Source organism: Pararhodobacter aggregans, assembly GCF_003075525.1.
Classification (GTDB): domain Bacteria; phylum Pseudomonadota; class Alphaproteobacteria; order Rhodobacterales; family Rhodobacteraceae; genus Pararhodobacter; species Pararhodobacter aggregans.
Map to the genome: position 1 here is coordinate 51340 of NZ_QDDR01000017.1, position 12613 is coordinate 63952.

Consider the following 12613-nt stretch of genomic DNA (forward strand, 5'->3'; position numbering starts at 1 on the left):
ATCACCGCTCTGTTTTCACGAGATGAATCATGCCCTTCCGCTGAAATCAATGGGTCCTGACCCGACGCAGTTGCATCAGGGCGGTATTGATCGCAATGCGTGTGATCCAGGTCGAAAAAGCAGAGGTTCCGCGAAAGCTGTCCAGACGTCGAAACGCTGCGAGATAGGTTTCCTGCACCACATCTTCGGCTTCGGCATCCGTCGCAACGATCCCCCTTGCGACCCTGAACAGCCGAGGGTTGTTGCGCCGGATCAGTTCCCGGACCGCGGGTTCAGAACGTGCAGCCGCAGCCGCCAGCAGGTCGCCCTCGCTGATCGTTTCGTCGATGATCTGGTGTTGATCGACCCGGTGCCGGGACAGATTGGTCATTCGTATTCCTCCCGCAGGATCCGGCCGCGGGCGATGATGTCGTCCACCCGCGGAAATCCTGCAAGCGCCTCGGGCTCAAGATCGTCGCTGTCGCCCGCCGCCCCCTCCCATCCCTGATCGGTTGGCTGACCGACCAAGATCCGGCCAACCATTCCTGCCATTTCATGCGGCAGGCAATAGTAATCGTAGACACCGGAAACCGTCAGCGTGACCTCGAAACTCTCACCGGGCAGCAGGAAGTCGCTGTCCCACACGACGGCCTGTTCCGGAGTACGCCGTTGCCGATCAAAAATGTCCGGATGGTAGGCGGTCGCGGTATGGCTGTTCCCGGGATCTCGGTTCACGAAACGTACGGTCGTGCCCGGGGCCACCGCAAGGCCAACCGGTGCGAACCAGACATGCTCTCCCCGTGCGGTTCCCTTCATCTCAATGGTTTCACCAGGGCCCGCCAATGTGACGCGCGGAAAGCCGAGGGTGGCGATCACGCCACCCCCGACCATAAGAAACTCTCTGCGGCCCGGCGTCATTCCGCAAGCCTCGATTTGGCATCCTCGTCGTGGAACAGCACGACATGGGCATGGGGCCTGTCCACGCCAGGATGCCCGGCGTTGAAGTAGATGTCGACGGATGAAACCGTGTGATTGCCGACCGCCAGCCCGTCATAGGAGGTACCGCTCTGCAGGTCTTCCAAAGGCGTCATGTAAACCGTGGCCGAGAGATTGCCGTCATGGTCATAGGCCAGGAACGGGCCGGCTGGGAGCGTATCCGGGTCAACGAACAGCGTGCCGAGACCCGGGATGAATTCCGGCAGGGGCAGCGCATCGCTGACCTAAATATAGGGGGCGCCCGGGGGCGACATCTGCAGCACGTCCTCGTCATGGGCAAGGGCATTGCCGGTGGACAAAGTGAGCGCGATCGCGGCGAGAGTGAGAGCGGATTTCATTTTACTTCCTTTCAATGTCTGAGGTGCCACAGTCGTGGGCACCTGTCTCTTTGATGCGCCAGAGTCAGAAAGGTTCGCAGAAATGTTTCGCCGTCAGGTTTTGGCCCGCCTGGTTGTGGCAGGTTCCATGTTATCTTGCTTGGGCAGCCCTGTTCGGATGACCGACCGGAAACGTGCTCTTTCCCAGAATCTCGCCACGCCTATCGACGATCAACCGCAGGGCGCGGCCCTGGTGACGGAATGTCAATCGCCAACGGCCCGCGTCCTCACCCTCTCCCGTCTCGCAAAGAGATGCGATCTGCCCGCCTTGCATCCGGTGACGGGTTTCTTCGACGGACAGGTCAAACGCGTCGGCCAGAACCAGCGCGTCGACGACGAATTGGTTCCCGCGTCGTTCAACGTCGGTCATGTCCTGTCTTGCCAGTAGCCATTTGCCACCGCGACGGTGGCGAAATGCGTCGCGACCACCTGGCTGACAGCGATCAGGGCGCCGGAGTCTTCGGCGTATTCCGGTCGCAACCGGTCACGCGCGTCGGCGTCTGGTTGGGTCAGCTTCACGGCCACACGTGCAAGCTTTACCGCGAGGTCATAACCCTCTTCGGGCGTTGTCGTCTTCAGTGTCGGGAGCCAGTTTACCATCGGATTTACCTTCTGTTTCGATTGCTTGATCAGGAGGGATGATGCGCCACGCGGCACCATCAGGGTCATCGAACTGTCCGTTTCTGAGCGCCCAGAAAAACGCGCAGAGACCTAGCAGACCGAGTCCGATCGAGAGAGGTATGAGTAACAGGAGGCTCACTGCCGCTCACCCGCGATTGCCAGGTAAGCATGCCAGGTGCCGTGACCAAGAACCGGGAACAGGACGATCAGCCCAATCAGGCCGGTTACGACTGACAGGCCCAATCCCAGGGCGACAAACAGACCCCAAACCAGCATGGGGCGCAGATTCTTCACCGTCATGACAAAACTCAGCCCCATGGCGGTCAGCGCATCGGTCTTGCGCGACACCAGCATGGGAATGGAAAAGACGCTGATCGCGAAGGCGAAGGCCGCGAACAACCCGCCCACCAGAGTACCGGTGATGATTAGCGCCCATCCCCGTGGCGTCGTCAATGCGTTGATCAACGCCTCCTCCGCGCCGGGGAACGGGCTAAGGCCAAAAAACAGCGCATAGAGCAGGTCCGCGGCCCTGAGCCAGAACAGGACGAGCAGTCCGAGCAGCAATCCTGCATAGGCCAATTGCCCGCCCGACGCCGGCCGGAACACCAGCATGTCGGAAAACGAAACCTGTTGACCCTGTGCCTGTCTGTGGCTTTTCTCGTAAAGCCCGATCGCCAGGAACGGGCCGACAATCAGGAAGCCTGAGATCGCGGGCAGCGCGAGATACAAGAGATGGCTCGCGTGGAGTGCCCAGAGGACCGCATAGGATACCAGTGTCAGAAACAGCCCATAGGCAAGGCTGGCCCACGGCGCCATTCGCACATCATGCCAACCTGCCCGCAACCAGTCCGCCGCCGAAGACGATGGCAGGTCGCGTGCGTGGGGCGAGGCGGGCCGATCCGGGTTTCGCAAGGTTGGTAGTGGTTCCAGCATCCCGTTCTCCTTTTCAGCAGGACCGCCTGGTAGGCATCGCCCCGGCCGTTTCGCGGCAGTCCGGCTGCGATCGCAGGGCAACGGTCAGCAGATGCGCATTCGCGCCGAGGAACAGCAGGACGGCGGCCAGCGCCGCGCCGACCGCCAACCGTTTTTGCACGGCCGGCCTCATTGTCCGCCTCCTTCGGGTCGGCCAATCCGGGCCACGTAGAGCGCCAGGAGGTTGATTTCGGCCTCTGACAGGCGACCCGACCAGGCCGGCATAACCCCGTGGCGCCCGCGTCGGAGCGTTTCCATCAACGTTTCCCGGTCCTGGCCATAGATCACCGCCTCGTCTGTGAAGGAGGGTGCGCCGATTTCGAGACCTCCCGTCCCGGTCTCGCCGTGGCAGGAACTGCAATTCTCCGAAAAGAGCGTGCCCGCGGCGCTCTCGAAGTCGGCAACTCCACCGCGCATTTCGGAAACGAATTCGGCCAAGGCCAACCGATCAGATCGCTCCATCCAGTCAAAGGCCGGCATTTCGGCGTAGCGGGTGTCGGGATCTTCGGTATTGATGCCGTGGCGAATGGTCGTGGCGATTTCTTCCGTGTCGCCGCCCCACAGCCATGTTTCGTCCGACAGGACCGGAAAGCCCGGCCCTCCCTGCCCGTTCGTGCCGTGGCAGGCCGCGCAGTTGTCGGCGAACAGGCGCGCGGCGGCGGGCATTGCGGTCGCCATCAGTGTCGCGTCGGATTGCAGAGCGACGAAATTCTCGCCCTCGAAACGCGACAGCCAGTCCTGCCGCCTGTCGGCAAGGCTGTTGAAGCCCTTGATCGCTTCTTCGCTCTGGTCCAGCCCGAGCAAGCCACGTGTGTAATCGCGTCCGGTCGGCCAGGCGGGCAAGAGAATCCAGGCAACGACCGAATAAAGAAACGTCAGCACCAGTGCCCAGATCACGACCTTCGGAAACGCGGTATTGAGCTCGGTGATACCGCCCCAGTCGTGCCCCGTGGTGTCGTAGCCGGTGACCGGATCGATCTTGCGATTGCCCGTATGGGGATCGGCGCCTGGCAGTTGCCTCGGATCGGTCGGGTTACTCATCTCCAACCTCCTTTGAAGGCAGCACGGACCGGGCGGCGGCGTCATAGGCGTTGCGCCGGGACGGGCTGTAGGCGCGGATGACGACAATCAGGAAGAACCCCATCAGCCAGATCAGGCCAACCGTCTTGGACAGATAGACCAGCATGTCATGGGTCATTGGGACCCCTCCGCCAGTAGCCGGTAGGGTGCATCGGTCAAGGTGCCCAGCGACTGGAGATAGGCCACAAGCGCATCCATCTCTGTCAGGCGAGACGGATCACCATCGAAGACACGGGCCTCGGGACGTTCCCCGTAGCGCTCCAGAAATCCGTCCACTGCGTCGCTGTCCGGGCGGCTTTGCGCCAGCGCATCGGCTTCCGCCGCCGCGATCATGTCCTCGTCATAGGGTACGCCAAGCCGGGCCAGCGTGGCCAACGCGTCAGATAACAGATCGGTATCAAGGGGACGCGTCAGCCAGGGGTAGGACGGCATGATCGAGGCCGGCACCACGCTGCGCGGGTCGATCAGGTGCGCCACATGCCAGTCGTCCGAATACTTGCCGCCCAGTCGCGCCAGATCCGGGCCGGTGCGCTTCGATCCCCAGAGCATCGGGTGATCGTAGGCGCTTTCCGAGGCCAGCGAATAGGGGCCATAGCGATCCAGTTCGTCGGCCAGGCTGCGCACCATCTGGCTGTGGCAGGCATAGCAGCCCTCGCGGATGTAAATCTCGCGCCCGGCCAGTTCCAGAGGGGTATAGGGGCGCAGGTCATCGGGAAGCTCAACCGTTTCGTCGATGGTGAACAGCGGTGCGATTTCCACGATCCCGCCGATCGAAGCGGCCACGATGATTGCCGCCACCAGCCCCATGGAGATTTTTTCCAGATTGTAGTGCAGTTTTAGCATGGGCTCACTCCGCCGGCTGCGCGACAAGGGGCCGGTCGGTGGCATCCTCCGTCGTTCCGCGCATCGTGGCGCGACAGTTCCAGGCGCAGATCACGGCCCCGGTCAGGAACAGCCCTCCGCCGATGGTGCGCAGCAGGTAATAGGGGGCCATCGCCTCGACCGACTGGACAAAGCTGTAGGACAGCGCGCCGTTCTCGTCATAGGCCCGCCACATCAGCCCCTGCGTGATCCCGGCGTTCCACATCGATATGACGTAGACGAGTGTGCCTGTGACGGCGAGCCAGAAGTGCCATTCGACGGCCCGTGGCGACGCCATCTCCGTCTTGCCACTGAGTTGCGGAACCAGCGTATAGATCGCACCAAAGACGATCATCGCCACCCAGCCCAATGTGCCGGAATGGACGTGGCCCACGGTCCAGTCGGTATAGTGCGACAACGAATTGACCGGGCGAATGGCGAGGAACGATCCTTCGAAGGTCGACAGACCATAGAACACCGCGGCCACGAACATGAAGCGCAGCGTGGCGTCGTCGCGCACCTTGTGCCAGGCGCCGTTCAGCGTCGCGATGGCATTGCCCGCCGAGGCCCAGCTTGGCACCAGCAACATTACCGAAAATGTCATGCCGAGCGTCTGCGCCCAGTAAGGCAGCGCGGTGTAATGCAGGTGGTGCGAGCCCACCCAGATATAGAAGAAGGTGATGCCCCAGAAGCTGACGATCGACAGGCGGTAGGACCAGATCGGTCGCCCGGACCGCACCGGGAGAAAATAATAGAGCATTCCGAGGAACCCCGCGGTCAGGAAGAAGGCAACCGCATTGTGGCCATACCACCATTGCACCATGGCATCCTGCACGCCCGACCAGATCGGAAAGCTCTCTGCCGTCGTCCAGCGCACGGGAAGCGCGAGGTTGTTGACGATGTGCAGCATCGCCACAACGAGGATGAAGGCCAGGTAATACCAGTTGGCGACATAGATATGCGGCTCGTTCCGGCGGGCAAGCGTGCGGATATATAAGACGAAATACGTCACCCAGATCACCACCAGCCAAAGATCCGCATACCATTCGGCCTCGGCATATTCCTTGGATTGGGTTGACCCCATCAGATAGCCGGTGACGGCCCAGGCGCAAAACAGGTTGTAGCCGATGAGCACGACCCAGGGGCTCAGATTGTCGGCGAGCCGCGCGCGCGAGGTGCGTTGCAGGACGTGGAAAGACGTGGCGATCAGCGCGTTTCCGCCAAAGCCGAAGATAATCCCGGTCGTGTGCACGGGACGCAGTCGACCGAAGCTGGTAGCCGGCCAAGGCGGCGTTCCCTCTGGCCAGTACAAGAGCGCTGCAACCCAGACGCCGATGCCCATGCCGATCATCGCCCAGATCAGTGTCATGACAAGTCCGAAACGGGTCGGCGCGTCATAGTAGCGTTGCAACCGATTGGCCGGTGGCTCGGGATCATAGAGCGCGCCGCCGAGCAGAAATGCGAGCGCGATCCCGAGCCCGAGCGCCATGAACCCGTGGGCCGACATGACCCCGTGACGCGCCGATGCAGCCATGGCAAGGCCCATCAGGGCCAGCAGGACCGACAGAAACATTCCAACCCGGCGTTCGGAAACCGACAACGATGCTGTCATCTTGATCTGCCTTTCTTCGTCATGCGGCTGCCGGTTCGGAAAGGGCGATATCGGCGAGCGTGGATCTGTTCAGATCGGCGATGAACTGACGCTCCGCCTGTCGAAGCCGGGATTTCAGGCGGCAACATCCGTCGATCGAACAATCTCCGCCATCCGGCCCGAAACACTCAACGAGCGACTGTCCCTGTTCGAGCAGCCGCACGACGTCGCCAAGCCGGATCTCGGCGGGGCTGGATCGCAAGACAGCGCCCCCATTCACCCCGCGTCGGGTCTCGACGATGTCTGCCTGAGCGAGCCGTTGCATGATCTTCGCCAGGTGGTTGCGCGATAGTTTGAACTCCTCTGCCAAATCTGCCGTTGAGAACGCCCGGTCGGGCGCGCTCGCCATCCGCATCAGCATTCGAAGTCCGTAGTCGGTGAAGGAGGTAAGGTTCATGGCGTCCCGCGGATCTCCAAATCGGTATTTACAATACCTATTTAGCAGAGATAGCATGAGACTCAAGATCAATTTCCCGAGGCCCCCATGTCGACTGCCGTCTCACAGATCAATTCCGCCCGCCCGCAAACGACCGCCGAGATCATGGCGCGGACCGGGCTGGACGAAGAAAAGCTGACCGAGCTGGTGCATTGCTTCTATGGCAAGGTGCGCGCGGACCCGGCGCTTGGTCCGATCTTCGCGGAGCGGATTTCGGATTGGGGCCCGCACTTGGAGCGCATGGTGGCCTTCTGGTCTTCGGTCGCGTTGATGACGGGCCGGTATCACGGGGCCCCGGTGCCGGCCCATATCGGCCTGCCCGTGGACTGGGATCATTTCGACCGCTGGCTGACGCTGTTCCGCGAAACCGCGACCGAAACCTGCCCACCCGAAGGCGCGGCGCATGTCATCGAACGCGCCGAGCGGATCGCGCGCTCGCTGCATATGGCGGTCGAGGATGCGAAGCCCCGGACAATTCCATCACTGCTCTGACCCGAGGATACGAACATGACAAAACCACTGCCCCCGCAAGACCCGAGCGACCTGACCAGTTTCATCGGAACCGAGTATCACGCGAAACACCGTGCCCAGCTTCCTGAACTGGCGACCTTGTCGGAAAAGGTCGAAGCGGTCCATGCCGGGCAAACGGATGTTCCCGCGGGATTGGCCGACCTGCTGCACCGGATGATCGGTGACCTTGAAGTTCACATGAAGAAAGAGGAACTGATCCTGTTCCCCGCCATTCGCAATGCGGCGGCGGGGCTGGATGCGCCGATTGCGGCGATGCGCGCGGATCATGACGACCACGAAGCCGAAGTCGGCCAAATCCTTCAGGTGACCAACAACCTGACATTGCCGGATGGCGCCTGCCGAAGCTGGACGCGGCTTTATACCGGGGTCGGTGAATTCCTTGACGACCTCGAAGAGCATATCCGGCTGGAGAACGACGTGCTGTTTCCGCAATTCGAAACGCAGGAGACAGGCCATGTCTGAGCTACACCTCCCAAAACCCACCAGGGACCTTGTCGACCGGCGTCATGCCCTGGCACCCGATGCCGAAGACGCATTCCGCGCGTTCTCGAAAGCGGTGTTCGCCGAAGGGGCGCTCGATACACGCACCAAGCAGCTCATCGCTGTGGCCGTGGCGCATGTGACCCAATGCCCGTGGTGCATCGAAGGCCATGTCAAGGCGGCCAAGCGTGAGGGGGCCTCGGGCGAACAGATCATGGAAGCCATCTGGGTTGCATCCGAAATGCGCGCCGGGGCGGCCTGGGCACATGCGCTGAAGGCGGTGGAGATGATCGGCGACACGGGCCAACCGGACAGCTGATGCCCCCGGCAAGGCCCCCCATCCCCGACACCCTCGGCGAGCGTATCCGCGTCAAGCGGATCTATCGCGCAGCGCGGGTGTCGGATGGCAAGCGGTTTCTGGTCGATCGTCTTTGGTCACGCGGCGTGGCGAAGGACCGCGCCCGACTGTTCGACTGGTGCAAGGACATCGCGCCGAGCGATACGTTGCGACACTGGTTTCATGCCAATCCCGATCAGTGGCAGGACTTCGTCACGCGCTACCGGGCGGAACTCGCCACGCGCGAAGATTTGGTGTGCGAGCTTGCCGGATACGCGCAGGGCGATATCGTCACGCTGCTCTATGCCTCGAAGGACGAAGAACACAACAATGCCATCGTGCTGCGGGACTGCCTGCGCCAATGGTTGGAAAGGGAGAGGAAAAATGATGGACCGGCCCAATGACGAGGCTCTGCGAACGCCGCTTTGCGATCTGCTCGGATGCGAGGTGCCCATCCTGCTGGCGGGCATGGGCGGCGTGTCCCGATGGGAACTGGCGGCGGCGGTGGCCAATGCGGGCGGCTACGGGATGTTGGGCATGGTGCGCGAACCCATCGACCTGATCACACGGGAGGTCACCGCGATGCAGGCGGCAACGGACCGGCCCTTTGCCGTCAATCTGATCCCGGCGGCGACCGACCCGCAGTTGCTTGAGGCGCAGATCGCCTGTTGCCTCGATCTTGGCGTGACGGCCTTCTGCTTTTTCTGGGATGTGATGCCGGATGTGGTGGCGCGGGTGAAAGACGCAGGATGTCTCGTATTGCATCAGGTCGGAACGGAGGCCGCCGCGCGGATGGCCGAAGCGGCCGGGGCGGATGTGATCATCGCACAGGGGATCGAGGCGGGCGGCCATGTGCACGGACGAAGTCCCGCCTTCGGGCTGGCGGACCGGATACTGGCCGGGACTGACCTGCCGGTCGTGGTCTCGGGCGGGATCGCGACGGGCGAAGGGCTTGCCGCCGCATTGGCGATCGGGGCCAGCGGCGTGCAATGCGGCACCGCCTTTCTGGCGACCGAAGAATCCTTTGCGCATTCCTATCACAAGTCTCGCATCGTCGAGGCCACGGGCGAGGATACGATGCTGACCGATGTGTTCGTTCTGAACTGGCCCAAGGGCGCTGCGGTGCGGGTGATCGGCAACAGCGTGACGGAGGGTCTCAAGGGCAATTACCTGGGTCACGACCCGGACAGCCTGCCGCGCGAGACCATCGCCCATGACGACGATCAGCCCCGCCTGCGCTTCAGCACGGATTCACCCTTGCGCACCACAACCGGTGATCTGGAAGCGATGGCGCTCTATGCCGGTCAGGGCGCGGGAAATATTGCCGATATCGTCCCTGCGGCCGCACGTCTGAACGCCATGGTCGCGCAGGCCCGGCATATCCTGAAGGGCCCGGTGCGTAACGGTTTCACGGCGATGTCATGAGCGACGACTTCAAGAGCTTCCGCTGCCAAAGCGGCTTTTCCTCACCGCCCTGCTATGCCGCAGAGGTTGCGCCGGAGTATTTCGATCCGCTGGCGGTCGATCCCGAACAAGCCCGCGACGTGGCCCGCTGGCGCAAGGCCGAACGCACCCGCCTGCGCGACGCGCGCCTGGCACTGTCGGTCGCCGAGCGCAAGGAGATCGGCGCGGCGCTGGCCGGGCATCTGCGACAGGTGTTGCAAGACCACTTCGGCGGGGCGCAGGGCAATGTCTTTTCCGCCTACTGGCCGATCAAGGGCGAGCCCGACCTGCGCCCGCTGATGGCCGAACTGCACCAGGCCGGCGTGACCGTCGCCCTGCCCCTGGTCGAAACAAGGGCGGCCCCGCTCATCTTCCGCCGCTGGACGCCTGAAACCCGGATGGTGCGCGGCGACTGGAATATTCCCGTCCCGCCCCCGGACGCACACGTCGTAACACCCGACATCGCGCTTGCTCCCCTCGTCGGCTGGACGGCGGATGGCTATCGCCTCGGCTATGGCGGGGGGTATTTCGACCGGACGCTAGCGGCGCTGGCCCCGAAACCTTTTGTCATCGGCATCGGTTTCCAGTCGGCACAGCTCAAAACCATTTACCCGCAACCCCACGATATCCCTCTCGATCTCATCCTGACCGAGACTGGATTGCACAGCGGTTGAGGATCAAATAGATGGATTAATAAATGTGCATTTGCCTTGCTGACGCACACATCTTCCGTACCCCTTTGACATTCTCCCTATAGCGGGCGCTGTTGCGCAAATCAACTGATGACCGCAATTCCCCTTTCCCCGGAAACACTTATCCTATGGCCACCGTCGTCGGGATGCCGAGGGCAGTGAAGCGGTTCAGGACCGCCACCCGGATCTGGACCTCGGCCACCTGGCGGTCGAAGTCGCGGGCCGTCAGCCGCTGCCCGAGCAGCTTCACGCAGTTCATTTTCGTTTCCACCCTGCTGCGGCGATGGTACCCGCTCCAGTTCCGCCAGAGCGCCCGGCCCAGGTGCTTCGATGCCCGCAGGACCTCGTTTCTCGCGCGAGCTCCGGCCGTGTCCGGCTTCCATGGCCTCCCGTTGCGGCGGGGCGGAATGACCGCCGCCGCGCCGCGGGCCACGATGGCGTCATGGCAGGCGCGCGTGTCGTAGGCGCCATCGGCCGTGACGGTGGCGATCTCCTCGTCCGCCGGGATCTGGGCGAGCAGCTCCGGCAGCATCGGCGCGTCGCCGACATTGCTGGAGGTGACCTCGACAGCCCGGATCTCCAATGTTTGCTCGTCGATCCCGAGGTGGATCTTGCGCCAGACCCGGCGCTTCGAGCCGCCATGCTTGCGCGTGTGCCACTCGCCTTCGCCTTCCACCTTGATGCCGGTGCTGTCGATGAGCAGGTGCAAAGCACCTTTCGAACCGCGAAACGGAATGGTCACGTCCAATGTCTTCTGGCGGCGTGAAAGCGTACTGAAGTCCGGAACGGACCACCCCAGCCCGGAAAGCTCCAGTAGGCTCGCCACGAAACCAGTAGTTTGCCGGAGTGGAAGGCCGAGCAGGACCTTGAGGGTGAGGCAGGCCTGGATCGCCGCGTCGCTGTACGTCTGCTGGCGGCCGCGCCGCCCGGACGGCACCGCGTCCCACTGCATGGAGGGATCGAACCAGACGGTCAGCGAGCCGCGCTGCCTCAGCGCCTGGTTATACGCGTACCAGTTGGTGGTCTTGTAGGTCGGCTTCGGCGGTCTGCTCGTGCCAGCCCGCTACTACATTGGATTCACGATGTGAATCCCAGACCTTCTTTGTGCAACATGTATAACCGCCCCTTGCGCAAGAGGAATCTTCAGAGCTTCTTTAGACGCGTCACCGGGTGCTGACATGTATCCGGCCTCTGATGCGGCCGTCGTCTTGCCGCGGGCCCGCATGGTGTTCGAAGATCGGGCCCAGATCAAAGCCGCGTGCTCGGTGGCACTCTGTTGCACACTGGTTCTCCCGATCCCGTCTCACGACTGTTGCGCCAAACTGCTCCTTGCCCTCTTCCGCTCCGACGTCCTCGCGACCGCTGGTCGGCTTATGCCGCCGAGGCCGGAGACTTGTAGACGCCACCCCGGGCCATCAGGGCCCAGACGATCCGAGCCATCTTGTTCGCCAGCGCCACCCGCACAAGCATCGGCGGCTTGCGCGTCAGCATCCCGCCCAGCCAGGTGCCCGGCCGGGCCGCGGCATGGACGTGCCGCTTGATGATGACGCTGTTGGCGCCGATGATCAGCAGCCGCCTCAGGGAGCGCTCGCCCATCTTCGTCGTGGCCCCGAGGCGCTGCTTGCCCCCGGTGGAATGCTGGCGGGGCGTCAAGCCGAGCCACGCCGCAAAGTCGCGCGCCTTCCGGAACGTCTCGGGTGGCGGCGCGAGGACCGCGATGGCCGTGGCGATCAACGGCCCGATCCCCGGCACGGTCATCAGTCGGCGGGCGACCTCGTTCTCCTTGGCGCGCCGCGCGATCTCGGCATCGAGCTTGTGAATCTCCGTCTCCAGATGGGTGAGGGCTCCGACCAGCACCTTCAACGTTGCAATGGCATCGGCGGGCAGTCCGCTGTCCGGGTCCTCGACAATTGCGATCAAACGCGCGGCGTTCGCCGCCCCCTGTGGCACGATCTGGCCGAACTCGCCCAGATGACCCCGGAGCGCATTGATCGCCTGCGTCCGCTGGCGGATCAGCAACTCGCGGATGCGGAAGACCATCGCGGCCCCTTGGGTCTCTTCGCTCTTCACCGGCACGAAGCGCATCGTCGGACGCGTGGCCGCTTCGCAGATCGCTTCAGCGTCGGCCGCATCATTCTTCTCTGGTTGCCGCCCTTG

18 protein-coding genes and 3 pseudogenes are annotated in these 12613 nt (G+C 63.1%); 6 read left to right on the top strand and 15 right to left on the bottom strand.

Features of this window, described 5'->3' with window-relative positions:
• Positions 1-46: 46 nt before the first annotated feature.
• The 13 genes and pseudogenes from DDE23_RS22725 to DDE23_RS22780 form a co-directional block, all read right to left on the bottom strand.
• Positions 47-370, bottom strand: coding sequence for a sigma-70 family RNA polymerase sigma factor (locus DDE23_RS22725; RefSeq protein ID WP_107754743.1), 324 nt, complete (start codon positions 368-370; stop codon positions 47-49).
• Positions 367-855 (bottom strand): plastocyanin/azurin family copper-binding protein, encoded by a 489-nt coding sequence (locus DDE23_RS22730; protein WP_238150094.1) that lies wholly within the window; start codon positions 853-855, stop codon positions 367-369. Before DDE23_RS22730 ends, DDE23_RS22725 begins: the two co-directional genes overlap by 4 nt.
• Before the next feature lie 38 nt (positions 856-893).
• Positions 894-1070 (bottom strand): hypothetical protein, encoded by a 177-nt coding sequence (locus DDE23_RS25455; RefSeq protein WP_202863313.1) that lies wholly within the window; start codon positions 1068-1070, stop codon positions 894-896.
• A 373-nt stretch (positions 1071-1443) separates the two neighbouring features.
• Entirely contained in the window at positions 1444-1722 is a 279-nt protein-coding gene (locus DDE23_RS22740) for a DUF6522 family protein (protein ID WP_107754745.1), read from the bottom strand.
• A complete protein-coding gene (locus DDE23_RS22745; RefSeq protein WP_420330178.1) occupies positions 1719-2021 on the bottom strand; it encodes a hexameric tyrosine-coordinated heme protein in 303 nt (100 codons plus the stop codon). The genes DDE23_RS22740 and DDE23_RS22745 overlap by 4 nt, the downstream gene beginning before the upstream one ends.
• Before the next feature lie 16 nt (positions 2022-2037).
• Positions 2038-2112: pseudogene (gene ccoS, locus DDE23_RS25865) on the bottom strand (cbb3-type cytochrome oxidase assembly protein CcoS); the annotation flags it as partial.
• A complete protein-coding gene (locus tag DDE23_RS22755) occupies positions 2109-2906 on the bottom strand; it encodes a DUF2189 domain-containing protein (protein ID WP_107754748.1) in 798 nt (265 codons plus the stop codon). The gene DDE23_RS22755 and the pseudogene ccoS, both read right to left, overlap by 4 nt.
• Positions 2907-2919: 13 nt before the next feature.
• The gene (locus DDE23_RS25220) at positions 2920-3078 is read right to left on the bottom strand and encodes a hypothetical protein (RefSeq protein ID WP_157958106.1); all 159 of its coding nucleotides are present in this window, start codon (positions 3076-3078) and stop codon (positions 2920-2922) included.
• On the bottom strand, positions 3075-3986 hold the full coding sequence (ccoP, locus tag DDE23_RS22760) for a cytochrome-c oxidase, cbb3-type subunit III (protein WP_157958107.1): 912 nt from the start codon (positions 3984-3986) through the stop codon (positions 3075-3077). Before ccoP ends, DDE23_RS25220 begins: the two co-directional genes overlap by 4 nt.
• The gene (locus DDE23_RS22765; RefSeq protein ID WP_107754750.1) at positions 3979-4143 is read right to left on the bottom strand and encodes a cbb3-type cytochrome oxidase subunit 3; all 165 of its coding nucleotides are present in this window, start codon (positions 4141-4143) and stop codon (positions 3979-3981) included. Before DDE23_RS22765 ends, ccoP begins: the two co-directional genes overlap by 8 nt.
• Positions 4140-4868 (bottom strand): cytochrome-c oxidase, cbb3-type subunit II, encoded by a 729-nt coding sequence (gene ccoO / locus DDE23_RS22770; protein ID WP_107754751.1) that lies wholly within the window; start codon positions 4866-4868, stop codon positions 4140-4142. Before ccoO ends, DDE23_RS22765 begins: the two co-directional genes overlap by 4 nt.
• A gap of 4 nt (positions 4869-4872) precedes the next feature.
• Complete coding sequence (gene ccoN / locus DDE23_RS22775; protein WP_107754752.1) at positions 4873-6498, bottom strand: cytochrome-c oxidase, cbb3-type subunit I; 1626 nt, start codon at positions 6496-6498, stop codon at positions 4873-4875.
• Positions 6499-6517: 19 nt separating this feature from the next.
• Complete coding sequence (locus DDE23_RS22780; RefSeq protein ID WP_107754753.1) at positions 6518-6934, bottom strand: RrF2 family transcriptional regulator; 417 nt, start codon at positions 6932-6934, stop codon at positions 6518-6520.
• A gap of 87 nt (positions 6935-7021) precedes the next feature.
• Here DDE23_RS22780 and DDE23_RS22785 point away from each other — a divergent pair, with 87 nt between their 5' ends.
• From DDE23_RS22785 to DDE23_RS22810, 6 genes are read left to right on the top strand one after another with little or no spacing between them, the layout of a single operon-like run.
• On the top strand, positions 7022-7465 hold the full coding sequence (locus tag DDE23_RS22785; protein ID WP_107754754.1) for a group III truncated hemoglobin: 444 nt from the start codon (positions 7022-7024) through the stop codon (positions 7463-7465).
• A 15-nt stretch (positions 7466-7480) separates the two neighbouring features.
• A complete protein-coding gene (locus DDE23_RS22790) occupies positions 7481-7966 on the top strand; it encodes a hemerythrin domain-containing protein (RefSeq protein ID WP_107754755.1) in 486 nt (161 codons plus the stop codon).
• Positions 7959-8303 (top strand): carboxymuconolactone decarboxylase family protein, encoded by a 345-nt coding sequence (locus DDE23_RS22795; RefSeq protein ID WP_107754756.1) that lies wholly within the window; start codon positions 7959-7961, stop codon positions 8301-8303. The genes DDE23_RS22790 and DDE23_RS22795 overlap by 8 nt, the downstream gene beginning before the upstream one ends.
• A complete protein-coding gene (locus DDE23_RS22800; RefSeq protein ID WP_107754757.1) occupies positions 8303-8725 on the top strand; it encodes a DUF488 domain-containing protein in 423 nt (140 codons plus the stop codon). The genes DDE23_RS22795 and DDE23_RS22800 overlap by 1 nt, the downstream gene beginning before the upstream one ends.
• Entirely contained in the window at positions 8706-9746 is a 1041-nt protein-coding gene (locus DDE23_RS22805) for an NAD(P)H-dependent flavin oxidoreductase (RefSeq protein WP_107754758.1), read from the top strand. Before DDE23_RS22800 ends, DDE23_RS22805 begins: the two co-directional genes overlap by 20 nt.
• Positions 9743-10438 (top strand): 5-formyltetrahydrofolate cyclo-ligase, encoded by a 696-nt coding sequence (locus DDE23_RS22810; RefSeq protein WP_107754759.1) that lies wholly within the window; start codon positions 9743-9745, stop codon positions 10436-10438. The genes DDE23_RS22805 and DDE23_RS22810 overlap by 4 nt, the downstream gene beginning before the upstream one ends.
• Positions 10439-10577: 139 nt before the next feature.
• Here the strand turns inward: DDE23_RS22810 and DDE23_RS22815 are convergent.
• Both DDE23_RS22815 and DDE23_RS22820 read right to left on the bottom strand, forming a co-directional pair.
• Positions 10578-11507 (bottom strand): annotated as a pseudogene (locus tag DDE23_RS22815) (IS5 family transposase); the annotation flags it as partial.
• 320 nt (positions 11508-11827) lie between these two features.
• Positions 11828-12598 (bottom strand): annotated as a pseudogene (locus tag DDE23_RS22820) (IS110 family RNA-guided transposase); the annotation flags it as partial.
• Positions 12599-12613 lie beyond the last annotated feature (15 nt).

Excerpts from the sequence above, each read along its gene's own strand:
- ccoN (WP_107754752.1), bottom strand. The coding sequence starts at position 6,498 with ATGACAGCATCGTTGTCGGTTTCCGAACGCCGGGTTGGAATGTTTCTG.
- DDE23_RS22725 (WP_107754743.1), bottom strand. The coding sequence starts at position 370 with ATGACCAATCTGTCCCGGCACCGGGTCGATCAACACCAGATCATCGAC.
- DDE23_RS25455 (WP_202863313.1), bottom strand. The coding sequence starts at position 1,070 with ATGACGCCTTTGGAAGACCTGCAGAGCGGTACCTCCTATGACGGGCTG.
- DDE23_RS22800 (WP_107754757.1), top strand. The coding sequence starts at position 8,303 with ATGCCCCCGGCAAGGCCCCCCATCCCCGACACCCTCGGCGAGCGTATC.
- ccoO (WP_107754751.1), bottom strand. The coding sequence starts at position 4,868 with ATGCTAAAACTGCACTACAATCTGGAAAAAATCTCCATGGGGCTGGTG.
- DDE23_RS22755 (WP_107754748.1), bottom strand. The coding sequence starts at position 2,906 with ATGCTGGAACCACTACCAACCTTGCGAAACCCGGATCGGCCCGCCTCG.
- ccoP (WP_157958107.1), bottom strand. The coding sequence starts at position 3,986 with ATGAGTAACCCGACCGATCCGAGGCAACTGCCAGGCGCCGATCCCCAT.
- DDE23_RS22805 (WP_107754758.1), top strand. The coding sequence starts at position 8,706 with ATGATGGACCGGCCCAATGACGAGGCTCTGCGAACGCCGCTTTGCGAT.
- DDE23_RS22765 (WP_107754750.1), bottom strand. The coding sequence starts at position 4,143 with ATGACCCATGACATGCTGGTCTATCTGTCCAAGACGGTTGGCCTGATC.
- DDE23_RS22795 (WP_107754756.1), top strand. The coding sequence starts at position 7,959 with ATGTCTGAGCTACACCTCCCAAAACCCACCAGGGACCTTGTCGACCGG.
- DDE23_RS25220 (WP_157958106.1), bottom strand. The coding sequence starts at position 3,078 with ATGAGGCCGGCCGTGCAAAAACGGTTGGCGGTCGGCGCGGCGCTGGCC.
- DDE23_RS22785 (WP_107754754.1), top strand. The coding sequence starts at position 7,022 with ATGTCGACTGCCGTCTCACAGATCAATTCCGCCCGCCCGCAAACGACC.
- DDE23_RS22745 (WP_420330178.1), bottom strand. The coding sequence starts at position 2,021 with ATGACCCTGATGGTGCCGCGTGGCGCATCATCCCTCCTGATCAAGCAA.
- DDE23_RS22790 (WP_107754755.1), top strand. The coding sequence starts at position 7,481 with ATGACAAAACCACTGCCCCCGCAAGACCCGAGCGACCTGACCAGTTTC.
- DDE23_RS22740 (WP_107754745.1), bottom strand. The coding sequence starts at position 1,722 with ATGACCGACGTTGAACGACGCGGGAACCAATTCGTCGTCGACGCGCTG.
- DDE23_RS22780 (WP_107754753.1), bottom strand. The coding sequence starts at position 6,934 with ATGAACCTTACCTCCTTCACCGACTACGGACTTCGAATGCTGATGCGG.
- DDE23_RS22810 (WP_107754759.1), top strand. The coding sequence starts at position 9,743 with ATGAGCGACGACTTCAAGAGCTTCCGCTGCCAAAGCGGCTTTTCCTCA.